Raw genomic sequence first — 14565 nt, forward strand, 5'->3', positions numbered from 1 at the left:
GATGGGTCACATTCCAGTAATTGATTTCAAGAATACGTAGCCGGGCCCTAGAGTTCAAGCGTGCCACCCACTTTGAGAACCTGACTGAGGAGTCAACCATGAAAGCCTGGATGCTCGATGAACCCGGCCAGCCGCTGGCCCTGCGCGAAGTCGCGCAACCGCAGCCGCGCCGTGGCGCCGTGCTGGTGCGGATGGAAGCCGTGCCGCTGTTGAGTTACACGCGCAGTTATCTGGAAGGGAAGCTGCCCTATGCCTATCCGCCGGGACCGTTCTCGCCGGGGACCAACGGCGTCGGCGTGGTGGCGGCGGTCGGCGAGGGTGTGGTGTCGTTGCGGGCCGGTCAACGCGTGGCCGTCAACCCGTACTGGATCGCCGACGAAACAGTACGCGAGCCGGCCCAGGCGCTGATCGGCCTGACGGCCATCAGCGCCGACAGCGGTGCGCTGATGGCCGATTTCCCGCACGGCACGCTGCGCGAGTTTGCCGAATTTCCGGCTTCGACGCTGATTGCGCTGGATGGACTGGACGACCTCTCGTCCGAGCGGCTGGCCGTGCTCGGCAAGTTCGCGGTGCCGTTCGGCGGACTGCGGCGCGGCCGGCTGGCGGCGGGCGAGGTCGTGGTGGTGAACGGCACGACCGGCTACTTCGGCTCGGCGGCGGTGCTGGCCGCGCTCGCCATGGGCGCGAGCCGGGTGGTGGCGCTCAGCAGGCGCGCGCAGCCGCTGCAGCGCCTGATCGAACTCGGCAAGGGGCGCGTCGTACCGGTCCTGTTGACGGGCGACGCCGCGCAGGACGTGGCGGCGATCCGCGCCGCGTCGGGCGGCGGCGCCGATCTCGCGTTCGACATGGTCGGCCAGGCAACCGATCCGAACGCGACGCTCGCCGCGCTGCGCAGCTTGCGCCGGGGCGGCCGGCTGGTGCTGATGGGCAGCATGCAGGTGGACCTGCCGATTGCGTATCAGGAGATGCTGCTGAACAACTGGGAGTTGATCGGCAACTTCATGTACACGCGTGCCGACTATCTGGCGTTGGTCGCGTTGGTGGCGTCCGGTCAGTTGCCGCTCGATGCGGTCGAGTTGCAGGCGTACCCGTTTGCCGGGCTTGAAGCGGCGATCGATGCGGCCGGGCAGATGGCGGGCCTGCAGTGCACGATGGTGGTCGCAGGGGCCGGGGAGGGCGCGTTGGCTATGTGAGCGTGAGCATTGGCCCTGGCGTTGGCGGTTGCCAACGCCAGGCTGTTGCGTTCAATGCGAGTGGCGCGGCACCTCCGCGCCGCGGCAGCCCACCAGGAAGTCGAAGTCGCAGCCCTGGTCGGCTTGCAGGACATGCTCGACATAGAGCTGGCGATAGCCGCTCGCATCCGCCGGTATCTTCTGCTGTGTTTCCGCCCAATCGGCCAGACGTGCCGTCAGCTCGTCCGCGCCGATGTCGAGATGCAACCGTCCAGCGAGGCAGTCCAGTTCGATCCAGTCGCCTTCGCGGACCACGGCGAGCGGACCGCCGGCGCGCGCTTCGGGCGACACGTGCAGCACGACCGTGCCGTACGCGGTGCCGCTCATGCGCGCATCCGACACCCGCACCATATCCGTCACGCCTTGTGCGAGCAGTTTCGGCGGCAAGCCCATGTTGCCCACCTCGGCCATGCCCGGATAACCCTTCGGTCCGCAGTTCTTCATCACGAGGATGGAGTCGGCCGTCACGTCGAGTTCGGGGTCGCCGATGCGCGCCTTGTAGTCGTCGAAGTTCTCGAATACCACGGCGCGCCCACGGTGCTTGAGCAGGGCCGGCGTCGCGGCAGACGGCTTCACCACCGCACCGTTCGGCGCGAGATTGCCGCGTACGATGCACAGACCGCCGTCGGCGACGAGCGGTTTGTCGAGCGGACGAATCACTTCGTCGTTATAGATCGGCGCTTCCTTGTTGTTGTCCCACAGCGACTGGCCGTTCGCGGTCAAGGCATCCGGATGCGGCAGCAGGCCCGCTTCGCCGAGGCGCTTCAGCACGGCCGGCAAACCGCCCGCGTAATAGAACTCTTCCATCAGGAAGCGGCCCGACGGCTGCAGATCGACCAGCGTGGGCGTGCCGCGGCCTATGCGCGTCCAGTCGTCGAGTTCGAGGTTCACGCCAATGCGTCCGGCGATCGCCTTGAGGTGGATTGCGGCATTCGTCGAGCCGCCGATTGCCGCGTTCACACGGATCGCGTTTTCGAAGGCCTCGCGCGTCAGCAGCTTCGACAGTCGCAGGTCTTCAAGCGCCATCTCGACGATGCGCATGCCCGACATATGCGCGAGGACGTAGCGGCGCGAGTCGACCGCGGGAATCGCCGCGTTGTGCGGCAGCGTGACGCCGAGCGCTTCGGCCATGCACGCCATTGTCGAGGCGGTGCCCATGGTGTTACAAGTACCCGCGGAGCGCGACATGCCCGCTTCGGCGGACATGAATTCATGCAGCGAGATCTTGCCCGCCTTCACCTGCTCGCTGAGCTGCCAGACAACGGTGCCCGAGCCGATGTCGCGGCCCTCATGCTTGCCGTTGAGCATCGGGCCGCCGCTCACCATGATGGCGGGCACGTCGCAACTGGCCGCGCCCATCAGGAGTGCCGGGGTGGTCTTGTCGCAACCCGCGAGCAGGACCACCGCGTCGATCGGATTGCCGCGGATCGACTCCTCCACATCCATGCTCGCGAGGTTGCGCGTGAACATGGCGGTGGGGCGCAGGTTCGACTCGCCGTTCGAGAAGACCGGGAATTCGACCGGGAAGCCGCCCGCTTCGAACACCCCGCGCTTGACGTGCTCCGCGATCTTGCGGAAGTGCGCATTGCACGGCGTTAGCTCCGACCAGGTATTGCAGATGCCGATGATCGGCTTGCCCTGGAACTCGTGATCAGGAATGCCCTGATTCTTCATCCAGCTGCGGTACATGAAGCCGTTCTTGTCGGCGGTGCCGAACCACTGCGCCGAGCGCAGCGCTCGTTTTTTGTCTGGCATAGTGCCCTCCTGATCCCACATTATAGTAAGACTATTTAGAGTGTTCACTAGGGTATTCACGAATATTTGCCGCAAAACGCGCACAATATAGTGTGACTATTGAATATGGTGGGGGCCGAGACATGCCGAAGCAGATTTCGATAGGCATTGTGGGCGTGGGCAAGATCGCACGCGACCAGCATTTGCCGGCTATCGCGGCAAACGACGGATTCAAGCTTGTCGCGTGCGCGAGCCGTAACGCGCAGGTCGATGGCGTGCGCAACTACAGGACGCTTCAGGAGATGCTCGCGGCCGAGCCCGAACTGGAGGCGGTCTCGCTTTGCGCGACTCCGCAAGTGCGCTTCGAGCAGGCACGCGCCGCCCTCGTCGCGGGCAAGCATGTGATGCTGGAGAAGCCGCCCGGCGCGAGCGTCGTCGAGGTGAGCCTGCTTGCCGAGCTTGCCCGCGAACACGGTTGCAGTCTGTTCGCTTCGTGGCATTCCCGCTATGCGCCTGCGGTCGAGGCCGCCCGGACATGGCTCGCAGGACACGACATCCAGTCCGTGAAGGTCCTGTGGAAGGAAGATGTCAGGAAGTGGCATCCGAATCAGGACTGGATCTGGCAGCCGGGGGGACTGGGCGTCTTCGATCCGGGCATCAATGCCTTGTCGATCATCACACGCATCTTGCCGCACGCGTTTTTTCTGAAGTCCGCCGAGCTCTGGGTGCCGTCCAACCGGCAGACCCCGATTGCCGCCAACCTGGATTTCACCGACGAACGCGATACGCCGATCCGCGCGGAGTTCGACTGGCGCCATGGTTCCGAAGAATTGTGGCAGATCGAGGCGACGACCGGCGACGGGGTTCTGCGCCTCGCGCAGGGCGGCAAGCAGATGCATATCGACGGCGTGGCTGTGGAGATCGGTCCGGAGCGGGAATACCCCGGATTGTACGAACGCTTTGGCGAACTGATTACTGCCGGTCATAGCGACGTGGATATCCGGCCGCTCGAACACGTGGCCGACGCGCTGCTGCTGGGCCACCGGCACGCGGTCGAGCCGTTCGTCGAATAAGCGGCGCCGCTGAAACGCCGCACAGCCCATACGCAGTCAAACTCAAGTTGTTAATTTTAGGAGACCTACATGAACCAGAAGCTTCGCCGTTTGACCTTGTCCGCCATGGCGGCCGCCGTCCTCGCGGTACCGTTCGCGACCCAGATGTCGGTACGCGCAGACGAACCGCTCAAGATCGGTTTTCTGGTGAAGATGCCGGAACAGGCATGGTTCATCAACGAACAGAAGGCCGCTAGCGCGCTCGGTCAGAAGGATGGCTTCTCGGTGGTGAACATCGGCACGCCGGACGGCGAAAAAGTGCTGGCTGCAATCGATAACCTCGGTGCACAAGGCGCAAAGGGTTTTGTGATCTGCGCGCCAGACGTGCGGCTCGGACCGGCAATCGAGGCACGCGCCAAGCGCTACAACATGAAGTTCGTCACCGTCGACGATCAACTGGTCGACTCCACCGGCAAGCCGCTTGCCGATGTGCCGCACCTCGGGATGTCGGCCATCAAGATCGGCAATCAGGTGGGCCAGGCGATCTCCGATGAAATGAAACGGCGCGGCTGGAAGCCGGAAGAGGTCGGCGCGCTGCGCATCACCGACTACGAACTGCCGACCGCCAAGCAACGCACCGACGGCGCCACGCAGTCGCTGCTCGCCAACGGCTTCAAGAAGGACAACATCTTCGACGCGCCGCAGAAGACCACCGATGACGAAGGCGGCTTCAACGCCGTCTCGCCGGTGCTGGCGCAGCATCCGAACATCAAGAAGTGGGTGATCTTCGCGCTCAACGAAGAGACCGTGCTGGGTGGCGTGCGCGCGACCGAGCAACTGCACATTCCCGCTTCCGATGTGATCGGCGTCGGCATCAACGGCGCCGGCGAAGCGTTCGCCGAATTCCAGAAGAAGGAGCCGACCGGCTTCTACGGCACGATCGCCGTCAGCTCGACGAATCACGGCAAGGAGAGCACGGAGAACCTCGTCGACTGGATCAAGACGGGCAAGCAGCCGCCTGCCGACACGCAGACCACGGGCAAGCTGATGGTGCGCAGCAACTGGGAGGATGTGCGCAAGGAACTCGGTATTTAAGTCTGCAAATGAACGTGCAATGAGCGTTCGCGTGAGCGTGCCGGCACGATTGGCAACGCTCACGGCGCGGGCGGGCGGTACACCGCCGAAGGATTGAACGGTCCGGCCCGCGCGTTGTGTTCACCAGCAAGAGGCATTCGATGACGGTTTCCCAACCCGACGCAGCGCATCTGGACTCCAGCGCCGGTTCCAGTGATACAGAGGCGTATCTCCAGCTTGCCGGCATCACCGTGCAGTTTCCCGGTGTACTCGCGCTCGACCAGGTCTCGCTCGACGTGCGGCGCGGAGAAGTGCACGGCCTGATGGGCGAAAACGGCGCCGGTAAATCCACGCTGCTGAAGGTGCTGTCCGGCGTGAATCAGCCCGCTGCGGGCACGCTCTCGCTGAACGGCGTGGTGCAGCAGTTCACCACCACCAAGGCCGCGATCGAGGCCGGCGTCGCGATCATCTATCAGGAACTGCATCTGGTGCCTGAGCTGACCGTAGCGGAAAACCTGATGTTGGGCGCGTTGCCTAACCGCTTCGGTGTGCTGGACGAAAAAGCGCTGCTCGCGCGCGCCATGCGCGAACTCGAGCGGCTGGGCGAGAAGATCGATCCGGCGCAGCAGGTGAAGTATCTGTCCATCGGCCAGCGCCAGATGATCGAGATCGGCAAGGCGTTGATGCGCGATGCGCGCGTGATTGCGTTCGACGAACCGACCAGTTCGCTGTCGTCGCGCGAGACGACGCAACTGTTCCGCATCATCCGCGCGCTGAAGGCAGAAGGGCGCGCAATCATCTACGTCACGCATCGCATGGAGGAAGTCTATGAACTCTGCGACCGCGTGACGGTGTTTCGCGACGGACGCCATATCGACACCTTCGAAGCCGGTGAGGGACTCGATCGCGACCGCCTGATCAGTTGCATGGTGGGCCGCTCGATTGCCGACGTCTACGGCTACCGGCCGCGCGCGGCAGGCGACGTGCAGCTCGAAGTAAAGGGGCTGCTGGGGCCGGGTCTCAAGGAGCCCGCGTCGTTTTCCGCGCGAGCCGGCGAGATTGTCGGCTTCTTCGGTCTGGTGGGTGCGGGCCGGTCCGAATTGATGAAGCTGATTTACGGTGCGGTGAAGCCGGCTGCCGGCGAGATCGTGCTGAAGGGCCGGCGCGTGCGTTTTGCGACGCCGCGCGACGCGGTGCGAGCGGGCGTCGCACTGTGCCCGGAAGACCGCAAGCAGGAGGGCATCGTCTCGATCGCGTCGGTCTCGGACAACCTGAATATCAGTTGCCGCCGGCACTTTAGCCGCTTCAACGTGCTCAACAGCCGCAAGGAAGCGCAGACCGCGAAGGAGTTCATCGCGAAGCTGGCGATCAAGACGCGCAACGGCGAGACACCCATCGGCACGCTCTCGGGCGGCAATCAGCAGAAGGTGATCTTGTCGCGCTGGCTCGCCGAAGAGATCGACGTGTTCCTGATGGACGAGCCGACCCGCGGCATCGACGTGGGCGCACGCAGCGAAATTTACGGCCTGCTTTATGGACTGGCCGAAGCGGGCCGCACCGTGATAGTCGTCTCGAGCGATCTGGCGGAAGTGATCGGGATCGCGGATCGGGTGCTGGTGATGAAAGAAGGCCGCATCGTCGGCGATTTGCCGAAAGCCCAGGCGACGCCCGACGCGCTGATCAAGCTTGCACTCCCGCGCTGAGGCCGGATTCACCGAATGGAAACAGACACAATGCAAACTCAAGACCAACCTACCCACACGGCTGCCACGAATCCGGCGGCGAACGTCGCGGCCCGTCCGCGCGCCATGCAGGCCTGGGACTTCATCAACAAGTCCGGCATCGTGATGGTCTTCATCATCCTGTTTGGCGTGCTTTCGCTGACGGTGCCGGACTTCATCAGCGCACGCAATATTCAGGGGCTGTTGCTTTCGGTCACGCTGATCGGTTCGATCTCCGTCACGATGATGTTCGTGCTGGCGCTCGGCGAAGTGGACCTGTCGGTGGCGTCGATCGTCGCGTTCTCGGGCGTGGTGGCCTCCACCCTGATCACCGCGACGCACAGCGTGCTGTTCGGCATCGCCGGCGGCGTGCTGGCGGGAGGCGCGGTTGGCCTCGTCAACGGGGTGCTCGTTGCGCGCTACAAGATCAACTCGCTGATCGTGACGCTGGCCATGATGGAGGTAGTGCGGGGCCTGGCGTACATCACTTCGAACGGCGATGCGGTAATGATCTCCGAAGAACGCTTTTTCGATCTCGGTGGCGGCTCGTTCCTCGGCATCTCGTATCCGATCTGGAGCAATATCGTCGGCTTCGTCTTGTTCGGATTCCTGCTTAAAAAGACCGTGTTCGGCAAGAACGTACTGGCGGTTGGCGGCAATAGCGAAGCCGCGCTGCTCGCGGGGTTGCCCGTCACGCGCATCAAGATCGTGGTGTTCGTGCTGCAAGGCCTCGTCACCGGTTTCGCCGGTGTGATGCTCGCGTCGCGCATGAGCCTCGGCGATCCGAAGACCTCGGTCGGGCTCGAGCTCGGCGTGATTTCGGCATGTGTGCTCGGTGGCGTCTCGTTGACGGGTGGGGTGGCGACCATCTCCGGTGTGCTCGTCGGCGTGCTGATCATGGGTTCGGTGCAGGACGCCATGAGCCTGCTGAACGTGCCGACCTTCTATCAATACCTGATTCGCGGCGGCATCTTGTTGCTCGCGGTGCTGTTCGACCACTACCGGCGCAGCAAGCGGGTAGCGTGAGGGCGCTTTCCTCGTCCGCTCGCTTACCGACGTAATGCCGGGTAATTCCGCTTAATCAACGTTAATCATAATTCGCGTATTCTTTTGAGTGGAATAGAGCGACCTGGATTTTCAGGTGATCGAATGGCGATTCGAGGGAATGATTTAAAGGAAAGTTGGCGAAATATTAGGAGGTGTTACCGGGGACCCTGCTGGCCGATATTCATGTCACGCTAGACCGGTCTGATTTCTCCGGGAAAGGCTTCCATTCAGGCACTTGGGGTGCGCTCGCGAGAGGAGCGCACCCCATTTCATTTGGGCTGCCGCAATGGTGCGTCTCATGCGCAATGTTACAAATAAAATAAATCCGACGGCATAAATGTGAAGCGTAAGGGATTCTGAAATACAGTATTGAGAAAATTGCGATATTCTCCGCCACTCGATAACGACCGATACAAGGTTCATGGAGAAGCAATGAAGAAATTCGTACTGTCCGGCCTCTCGCTGGCGATGCTTGGCGTTGCAGGCGCAGCTCACGCGCAGAGCAGCGTCACGCTTTACGGCCTGATCGACGCGGGCATCACCTACACGAGCAATCAGGGCGGCTCGCACAACATCCAGGAAACCAGCGGCACGGTGAACGGTAGCCGTTGGGGCCTGCGCGGTTCGGAAGACCTGGGTGGCGGCCTGAAGGCGATCTTCACGTTGGAAAACGGTTTCAGCATTACGAGCGGCAAGCTCGGCCAGAACAGCCTCGAGTTCGGCCGCCAGGCGTTCGTCGGCCTGTCGAGCGACCAGTACGGCGCCGTCACGCTGGGTCGTCAGTATGATTCCGTCGTCGACTACCTGGCGCCGCTTTCGCTGACCGGCACGTCGTCGGGAGGCACCGAGGCGGCTCACCCGTTCGACAACGACAACCTCGACAACTCGTTCCGTATCAACAACTCGATCAAGTACTCGAGCGTGAACTACGGCGGCTTCAAGTTCGGCGCCCTGTACGGTTTCTCGAACGATTCGGGCGGCTTCTCCACGAACCGCGCCTACAGCCTGGGTACCTCGTATAACTACGGCCCGTTGAACCTGGCAGCCGGCTACATGGAGTTGAACAACGCAGGCGTATCGCTCAATTCGAGCGGCGCAGTGACGAACGACGCCACCTTCGCGGCAGGCACGCAACGCACTTACGGTGCGGGCCTGAACTATGCCTTGGGCCAGGCGACGCTGGGCTTCGTGTTCACGCAGACCCACCTCGACAACGCAACCGGTATTGGCGCGTCGGCCTCGGGTACGTCGTCGGGCCTGACCTTGATCGGCGGCAGCGCAAGCTTTACCAACTATGAAGTGAACGCGCGCTACAGCTTCACGCCGGCCTTGTCGCTGTCGGGCGCTTACACGTTCACCGATGCGCGTATCGACGGCGTGAGCCCGAAATACAACCAGTTCAGCCTGCAAGCGGCGTATGCGTTGTCCAAGCGTACCGACGTCTACCTGATGGGCGTGTATCAGCACGTCAGCGACACGGGCGATTCGGGCCTGACCGCCGACATCAACGGCCTGAGCGCATCGTCGACCAACAGCCAGTTGGCGGCGACGATCGGTTTGCGTCACCGCTTCTAACGCGACGTTTCGCCTCGCGCAATGCAAAGACCCGGCACGTGCCGGGTCTTTTTTCATTCGAACATGCTGTGACGCGGTGCTTCAGCCGTCCTGGTCTTCGAGATCCGGGTCGAGCCGATAGCCGACGCCATAGATCGAGCGGATCATGTCCTGCCCCGGGCGGACGACTTGCAGCTTGCGGCGCAGATTCTTGACATGGGTATCGACGGTGCGGTCCGTCACGACACGGTGATCGTCGTAGAGCTGGCGCAACAGATGATCGCGCCGGTAGATCCGGCCCGGCGTGGACTGCAGCAGCGCGAGCAGTCGCAGTTCGATCGGCGTGAGCTGCAGGTCCTTGTCGTCGAGCCGCGCGACGTGCCGTTCGACATCGACGACGAGCGGTGGCTGCGGCGCGATTTCCGGCTGCGGCGTCGCGGCCGGTTTGCCGGCTCGCCGCAGGATGGCCTTCACGCGCGCGACCACTTCGCGCGGACTGAAGGGCTTGCAGACGTAGTCGTCCGCGCCGAGTTCGAGGCCCAACAGACGATCGATCTCGTCGACACGCGCGGTCAGGATGACCACCGGTATCGTCGAAAACGTCCGCAATTCGCGGCATATTTCGAATCCACCGCGTCCCGGCAGCATCAGGTCGAGCAGAATCAGCGCGGGCGGATGGGCGTGCACGAAGGGAATCACCTGCAGGCCGTCGGCGAGCGTGGTGGTTTGATAACCCTCCGCCCGCAGATAGTCCGCAAGCAGCGCGGCGAGCTTCGGTTCATCCTCGACGATCAGGATCGGAATGGTAGGGAGCGTGTCAGTCATGGTGAGAGGATTGAAGCGGAAAGCGCAGCTTGATCCAAAGACCGCCGAGCGGCGAACGCGCGGCCTCGATGGTCCCGTCGTGGGCTTCGACGATATGGCGGCATAACGCGAGTCCCAGACCCGCGCCGCCGCTTTGCCGGCTGCGCGAGATGTCGACGCGGAACAGGCGCTCGAACAGATGCGGCAACAAGGGTTCGGGCACGCCTGGGTAAGAGTCCTGAACGTCGATATGCAATCGTTGCGCGTGCACCGATACGCTGACGCATACCTTGCCGCCGGGATCGGTGTAGCGCAGGGCGTTTTCCAGCAGATTCTTCAGCAGTTGCGTGAGGCGGTAGGGGTCGGCCACGATCACCGCCGGCCGCTCGGCGATGGCGGTTTCAAGCGCGATATGCCGCGTATTGAGCCGTTCCTCGAAGGCGTCGGCGGCGGCTTCGACGATGCCCGCCGCGTCCACCGGCACCTTTTCGAACGACAACGCGCCGATATCGGCAAGGGACAGCTCGTACAGGTCGTCGATCAACTGGCTCAGCATCGTCACCTCCGTCTGCAACGACGTCAGCGAGGCGCGATCGAGATGGCGCACGCCGTCCTCGATCGCTTCGAGCTCGCCCCGTAGCACGGCCAACGGTGTGCGCAATTCGTGCGAGATATCGGCGATGAAGTTGCGGCGCGAGCGTTCCGCTTGTTCCAGCGATACGGCTAGCTGGTTGAAGTCCTTCGCCAACTGGTTGAATTCGTCGCGGCTGCCTTCCGGAACGCGGGTCGCGTAGTCGCCGCTGGCGAGGCGGTGGGTGGCGTCTGCGAGGCGGCGGATCGGCGCGAGGAAGATTCTTGCCAGCACCATGGCCACCACGGCGGCCAGCACCGCGGCCAATGCGACGATGATCCAGGTGGCGCGCAATTGCCGGACCTGGAAGCGGCGGTCGGCCGTATAAAACATGTTCTCGGGCGAGGCGACCGACAGCCAGCCCACCACCTGTCCCGCCACCTTCAACGGTTCGAGCGATGTCTCGGGCGGGGGCAATGGCCCGTTACTCACGACGGCATGCTTGTGCACGTCATAGAGCGCGCAGGGCGGAAGCGGTCCGAAGCCGCCGTGGCCCGCCTGATCCGGCGAATCGGGCGGCGGACCGTCGGGTGGCGGCATGTCCGAGCCGGGACCGCCGGGCCCTCCCGGACCACCAGGACCACCCGGACCGTCAGGACGGTTCTCCGCTCCCCACGGGCCACGCTGCGACGAGCCGATGTGCGCATTTTCGACGAATGTCCGCCATGCATTGCGGTCGTTACGCAGGAAGTCCCAACTGCCGTGCTGCGCGTAGGCGCCTTCGAGAGCCTTCTCCAACTGGATCGCACTGCTGGTGTTGCGCTCGCCGAGGTAGTCGAAAAAGCCGTTTTCGAAGCTCACGCGCATGGCCGCACCCATCGTCACCGCAATCGCGACGCACGAGGTGGAGATAGCCAGAAACAGCTTGGACGTGATGCCTAATTTCATGTGGATTCCCTGCGGCCACTTCTTCGAATGACCGCCTGCCCAGGGTCAGTGCCCGCCAATGCCGCGACGCTGCCGCAGCGGATGCACCCATCGGAAGCGGCGTATGGTGCCTGATTTTCGCACCCGCGTGCACCCGCCAATTCGTGTGGCGAGCGTTCTTCACAGTTTCTCCTTGGTTTCCCCATTATGGATGCGCATTTCCTCCCTACTATCGGCCCTGATGGTCCCGGTGGCCGTTTTGACTGCAACGCCCAACTGCAAGGTTGAAGCAGGGTCGAACCGGGTTAATTTTCACGGCAGTGTAGAGGGTTTCGAACGTGATGAACATGCGGCTTCTTGTGGTCGAGCCAGATCAGGCGGTACGTGATGAACTGCGTGCCCATTTTCACAGTGAGCACGTCGAAATGTCCGTGCTGTACAGCGCGAGCTTCCTGGTTCGGCGGGTCGAGCAGGAAATGCCCTCTGCGATCGTGATGCGGGCCGACTTGCCGCCCTCCGAGGCGCACAAGGCGATCCGGAATCTGCGCGCCGCCGGCCATGATCTGCCCGTCATCATGATCAGCAAGTCTGCCGACGTGATCGACAAGATCATTGCCCTCGAACTAGGGGCGGACGATTACCTGGTGGAACCCTTCGATCCCCGCGAACTGTCGGCGCGGCTCCGTTGCGTGATGCGGCGCCGCACCTCGGTGGTGTATGCGGCGCCGGAAATCCGCGATCGCTATTCGTTCGGCGACTGGCAGATCGACTTTGCGACCCGGCGCCTGATCAGGGACGACGAAGACGTCGGCCTGCGTTCGAGCGAATTCGCCCTGCTTAAAATCTTCGCGGTCAATCCGTTGAAGATCATGTCGCGCTCGAGCATCATCGCCTTGCTCGGCATGCGCGATACCGGTCAGACGGAGCGCGGTCTGGATGTATTGGTGTTTCGTCTGCGCGCGGTGATCGAGCCGGACGTTGGGAGTCCGCAATATATTCAGACCGTGCGTGGCCGCGGTTATATTTTTGTGCCCTGCGGCGAGGTGAGCGAAGCAGCCGACGCGCGCGAAACGCGCTCGCGCCGCGCCAAGCTCCAGCGCGTGCAGGCCGGCGCGGACCATGTGCAGATGAGTTAGTCGCGGGGAACACGCTCGTGGGATGGCAGGGCTGCCATGCGCGGAAGTGCATTCCGCGCGCGGGCAGCCCCGCTAGCCGTTATCCCTCGGCGTGTTCAATCGATACCGTGAAACACCGCGTCGTCCGGGCCGAGGTAAGCCGGCGGACGCCATGCCGCATCGCGCATGGAATGCTGCACCAGTTTCTCGACGCCGAGCAGCACCGCGAAAATCGCCATCCGCACCGGGATGCCGTTGTCGGTCTGACGGAAGATGGCGAGACGCGAATCGTGATTCAGGTCGACGCTCAGGTCGTTGGCGCCCGGGCGGCTGTCGCGCGGCAGCGGGTGCATGATCAGCGTATCGAGTCCGCAGACGCTGTCGACCAGCGCCTGGTTGATCTGGAAGTCCGGCGTGTAGCCTTCGAACGACTCGTCGGCAAAACGCTCTTTCTGGATGCGGGTGGCGTACACCACGTCGGCGCCGCGCAAGCCCGCGTTCAGGTCGTGGGTCTGTTCGACTACGTGATCGTTGCGCGAGATCTGTTCGACGATGTAGCTGGGCATTTCCAGCGAAGGCGGCGAGATCAGTGTGAACTTGATGCCGCGATACAGCGCCAGCAGCTTGACGAGCGAGTGCACCGTGCGCCCGTATTTGAGGTCGCCGACCAGCGCGATATGCGCACCGTCGACAATCTTGCCGAGGCGCGAGAATTCGCGCTGGATTGTGTACAGATCCAGCAGCGCCTGGCTCGGATGCTCGCCGGGGCCGTCGCCGCCGTTGATCACCGGCACGTTGGTGGCGCGCGCGAATTCAGCCACCGAACCTTGCTCCGGGTGGCGGATCACCAGCGCGTCGACGTAACCGCTCATCACGCGGCTGGTGTCGTAGATCGACTCGCCCTTGGCCATCGAGGAAAACGTGAAACCCGTGGTGTCGCACACGGAACCGCCGAGCCGGCAGAACGCCGCGCCGAAACTCACGCGCGTGCGGGTGCTGGCTTCGAAGAACAGGTTGCCGAGCACCGCGCCTTCGAGCACCCGGGAGATTTTGCGGCGCCGCGCGATGGGCTGCATGATGTCGGCGACGCGGAAGAGGGCTTCGACGGAGTCGCGCGAGAACTGATCCACGGAGAGCAGTTGCGGCTTGCCCTCGAACAGCATCTGGCTGGCGAGCGATTGTGAGTCTACGCTTTGCGTATATTTTTCGCCAGGCTCGCCGTGTACGACGATCTCCGACACGAAACGCTCGACAATCTCCGGCATGGCCCGCGATTCGGCCGAATCGTCCGGCAGCAGCCAGGTGTCCAACGCCCGGCGCGATACGCCGATGCGGCTCGCGAAGGTATCGCGGGTCATATTCAGGCGGCGCATGGCGTCGCGGAGGAAGGCTTGTTGCGGGACGCTCATGCAGGTCACCTCGGTCAGGTTAATGTACGCGGTGCGTATATTAGTTCGGCGGTGGAAGAAGTCAAGCAATTTTGGCAAATCCCGCCAAGGCCGGTTACACTGCCGGACATGGAAACCGGCCGACTGCTCCGCTCAACCGCATCCCGCCTCGCGCTCGCGAGCGTGGTGTGTGCCTGCGCGGCCGCCAGCGCCAAAGCCAAAAAACAGCTGCTCATCTGACCGGAGCCTGCTGTTCCGTCAGATGTGCGACGGAACAGTCACCCAGGGCCCGCGTTTTCTTCCCGCTTTTGACCTCTCCCTCGCAACGCTGAACGGAATCGATACG

Annotated in this window: 11 protein-coding genes; 7 read left to right on the forward strand and 4 right to left on the reverse strand. The window is 63.2% G+C overall.

Features of this window, described 5'->3' with window-relative positions:
- Nucleotides 1-98 precede the first annotated feature (98 nt).
- Entirely contained in the window at nucleotides 99-1193 is a 1095-nt protein-coding gene (locus tag P3T42_RS09045) for an MDR/zinc-dependent alcohol dehydrogenase-like family protein (RefSeq protein WP_074294521.1), read from the forward strand.
- A 51-nt stretch (nucleotides 1194-1244) separates the two neighbouring features.
- Here the strand turns inward: P3T42_RS09045 and P3T42_RS09050 are convergent, their stop codons facing one another.
- Nucleotides 1245-2987 carry an IlvD/Edd family dehydratase gene (locus tag P3T42_RS09050; protein WP_074294522.1) on the reverse strand — a complete coding sequence of 581 codons (1743 nt, stop codon included), beginning with the start codon at nucleotides 2985-2987 and terminating at the stop codon, nucleotides 1245-1247.
- 122 nt (nucleotides 2988-3109) lie between these two features.
- Between P3T42_RS09050 and P3T42_RS09055 the strand changes: the two genes are divergently transcribed.
- The 5 genes from P3T42_RS09055 (at nucleotide 3110) to P3T42_RS09075 (ending at nucleotide 9435) form a co-directional block, all read left to right on the forward strand.
- Nucleotides 3110-4039 (forward strand): Gfo/Idh/MocA family protein, encoded by a 930-nt coding sequence (locus tag P3T42_RS09055; protein ID WP_429305796.1) that lies wholly within the window; start codon nucleotides 3110-3112, stop codon nucleotides 4037-4039.
- Between the two features lie 69 nt (nucleotides 4040-4108).
- Nucleotides 4109-5113 carry an arabinose ABC transporter substrate-binding protein gene (locus tag P3T42_RS09060; RefSeq protein WP_074294524.1) on the forward strand — a complete coding sequence of 335 codons (1005 nt, stop codon included), beginning with the start codon at nucleotides 4109-4111 and terminating at the stop codon, nucleotides 5111-5113.
- A gap of 140 nt (nucleotides 5114-5253) precedes the next feature.
- Entirely contained in the window at nucleotides 5254-6795 is a 1542-nt protein-coding gene (gene araG / locus P3T42_RS09065) for an L-arabinose ABC transporter ATP-binding protein AraG (protein ID WP_074297109.1), read from the forward strand.
- 105 nt (nucleotides 6796-6900) lie between these two features.
- Nucleotides 6901-7839, forward strand: coding sequence for an L-arabinose ABC transporter permease AraH (gene araH, locus P3T42_RS09070; protein ID WP_429305968.1), 939 nt, complete (start codon nucleotides 6901-6903; stop codon nucleotides 7837-7839).
- Between the two features lie 453 nt (nucleotides 7840-8292).
- A complete protein-coding gene (locus P3T42_RS09075; RefSeq protein ID WP_074294526.1) occupies nucleotides 8293-9435 on the forward strand; it encodes a porin in 1143 nt (380 codons plus the stop codon).
- Between the two features lie 81 nt (nucleotides 9436-9516).
- Here the strand turns inward: P3T42_RS09075 and P3T42_RS09080 are convergent, their stop codons facing one another.
- Nucleotides 9517-10239: a response regulator gene (locus P3T42_RS09080; protein ID WP_074294527.1), complete on the reverse strand. Its 723-nt coding sequence runs from the start codon at nucleotides 10237-10239 to the stop codon at nucleotides 9517-9519.
- Nucleotides 10232-11737 (reverse strand): ATP-binding protein, encoded by a 1506-nt coding sequence (locus tag P3T42_RS09085; RefSeq protein WP_429305797.1) that lies wholly within the window; start codon nucleotides 11735-11737, stop codon nucleotides 10232-10234. The genes P3T42_RS09080 and P3T42_RS09085 overlap by 8 nt, the downstream gene beginning before the upstream one ends.
- Nucleotides 11738-12063: 326 nt before the next feature.
- Here P3T42_RS09085 and P3T42_RS09090 point away from each other — a divergent pair, with 326 nt between their 5' ends.
- Nucleotides 12064-12852, forward strand: coding sequence for a winged helix-turn-helix domain-containing protein (locus tag P3T42_RS09090; protein ID WP_253190011.1), 789 nt, complete (start codon nucleotides 12064-12066; stop codon nucleotides 12850-12852).
- A 95-nt stretch (nucleotides 12853-12947) separates the two neighbouring features.
- On the opposite strand, the gene P3T42_RS09095 is transcribed toward P3T42_RS09090, so the two are convergent.
- A complete protein-coding gene (locus P3T42_RS09095; RefSeq protein ID WP_429305798.1) occupies nucleotides 12948-14240 on the reverse strand; it encodes an aspartate carbamoyltransferase in 1293 nt (430 codons plus the stop codon).
- Nucleotides 14241-14565 lie beyond the last annotated feature (325 nt).

The organism is Paraburkholderia sp. GAS38, from assembly GCF_050434965.1.
GTDB lineage: Bacteria > Pseudomonadota > Gammaproteobacteria > Burkholderiales > Burkholderiaceae > Paraburkholderia > Paraburkholderia phenazinium_A.

What these genes read in the sequence shown, in the direction of transcription:
- P3T42_RS09045 (WP_074294521.1), top strand. Translation starts at nt 99, where the DNA reads ATGAAAGCCTGGATGCTCGATGAACCCGGCCAGCCGCTGGCCCTGCGC.
- P3T42_RS09050 (WP_074294522.1), bottom strand. Translation starts at nt 2,987, where the DNA reads ATGCCAGACAAAAAACGAGCGCTGCGCTCGGCGCAGTGGTTCGGCACC.
- P3T42_RS09055 (WP_429305796.1), top strand. Translation starts at nt 3,110, where the DNA reads ATGCCGAAGCAGATTTCGATAGGCATTGTGGGCGTGGGCAAGATCGCA.
- P3T42_RS09060 (WP_074294524.1), top strand. Translation starts at nt 4,109, where the DNA reads ATGAACCAGAAGCTTCGCCGTTTGACCTTGTCCGCCATGGCGGCCGCC.
- araG (WP_074297109.1), top strand. Translation starts at nt 5,254, where the DNA reads ATGACGGTTTCCCAACCCGACGCAGCGCATCTGGACTCCAGCGCCGGT.
- araH (WP_429305968.1), top strand. Translation starts at nt 6,901, where the DNA reads ATGCAGGCCTGGGACTTCATCAACAAGTCCGGCATCGTGATGGTCTTC.
- P3T42_RS09075 (WP_074294526.1), top strand. Translation starts at nt 8,293, where the DNA reads ATGAAGAAATTCGTACTGTCCGGCCTCTCGCTGGCGATGCTTGGCGTT.
- P3T42_RS09080 (WP_074294527.1), bottom strand. Translation starts at nt 10,239, where the DNA reads ATGACTGACACGCTCCCTACCATTCCGATCCTGATCGTCGAGGATGAA.
- P3T42_RS09085 (WP_429305797.1), bottom strand. Translation starts at nt 11,737, where the DNA reads ATGAAATTAGGCATCACGTCCAAGCTGTTTCTGGCTATCTCCACCTCG.
- P3T42_RS09090 (WP_253190011.1), top strand. Translation starts at nt 12,064, where the DNA reads ATGCGGCTTCTTGTGGTCGAGCCAGATCAGGCGGTACGTGATGAACTG.
- P3T42_RS09095 (WP_429305798.1), bottom strand. Translation starts at nt 14,240, where the DNA reads ATGAGCGTCCCGCAACAAGCCTTCCTCCGCGACGCCATGCGCCGCCTG.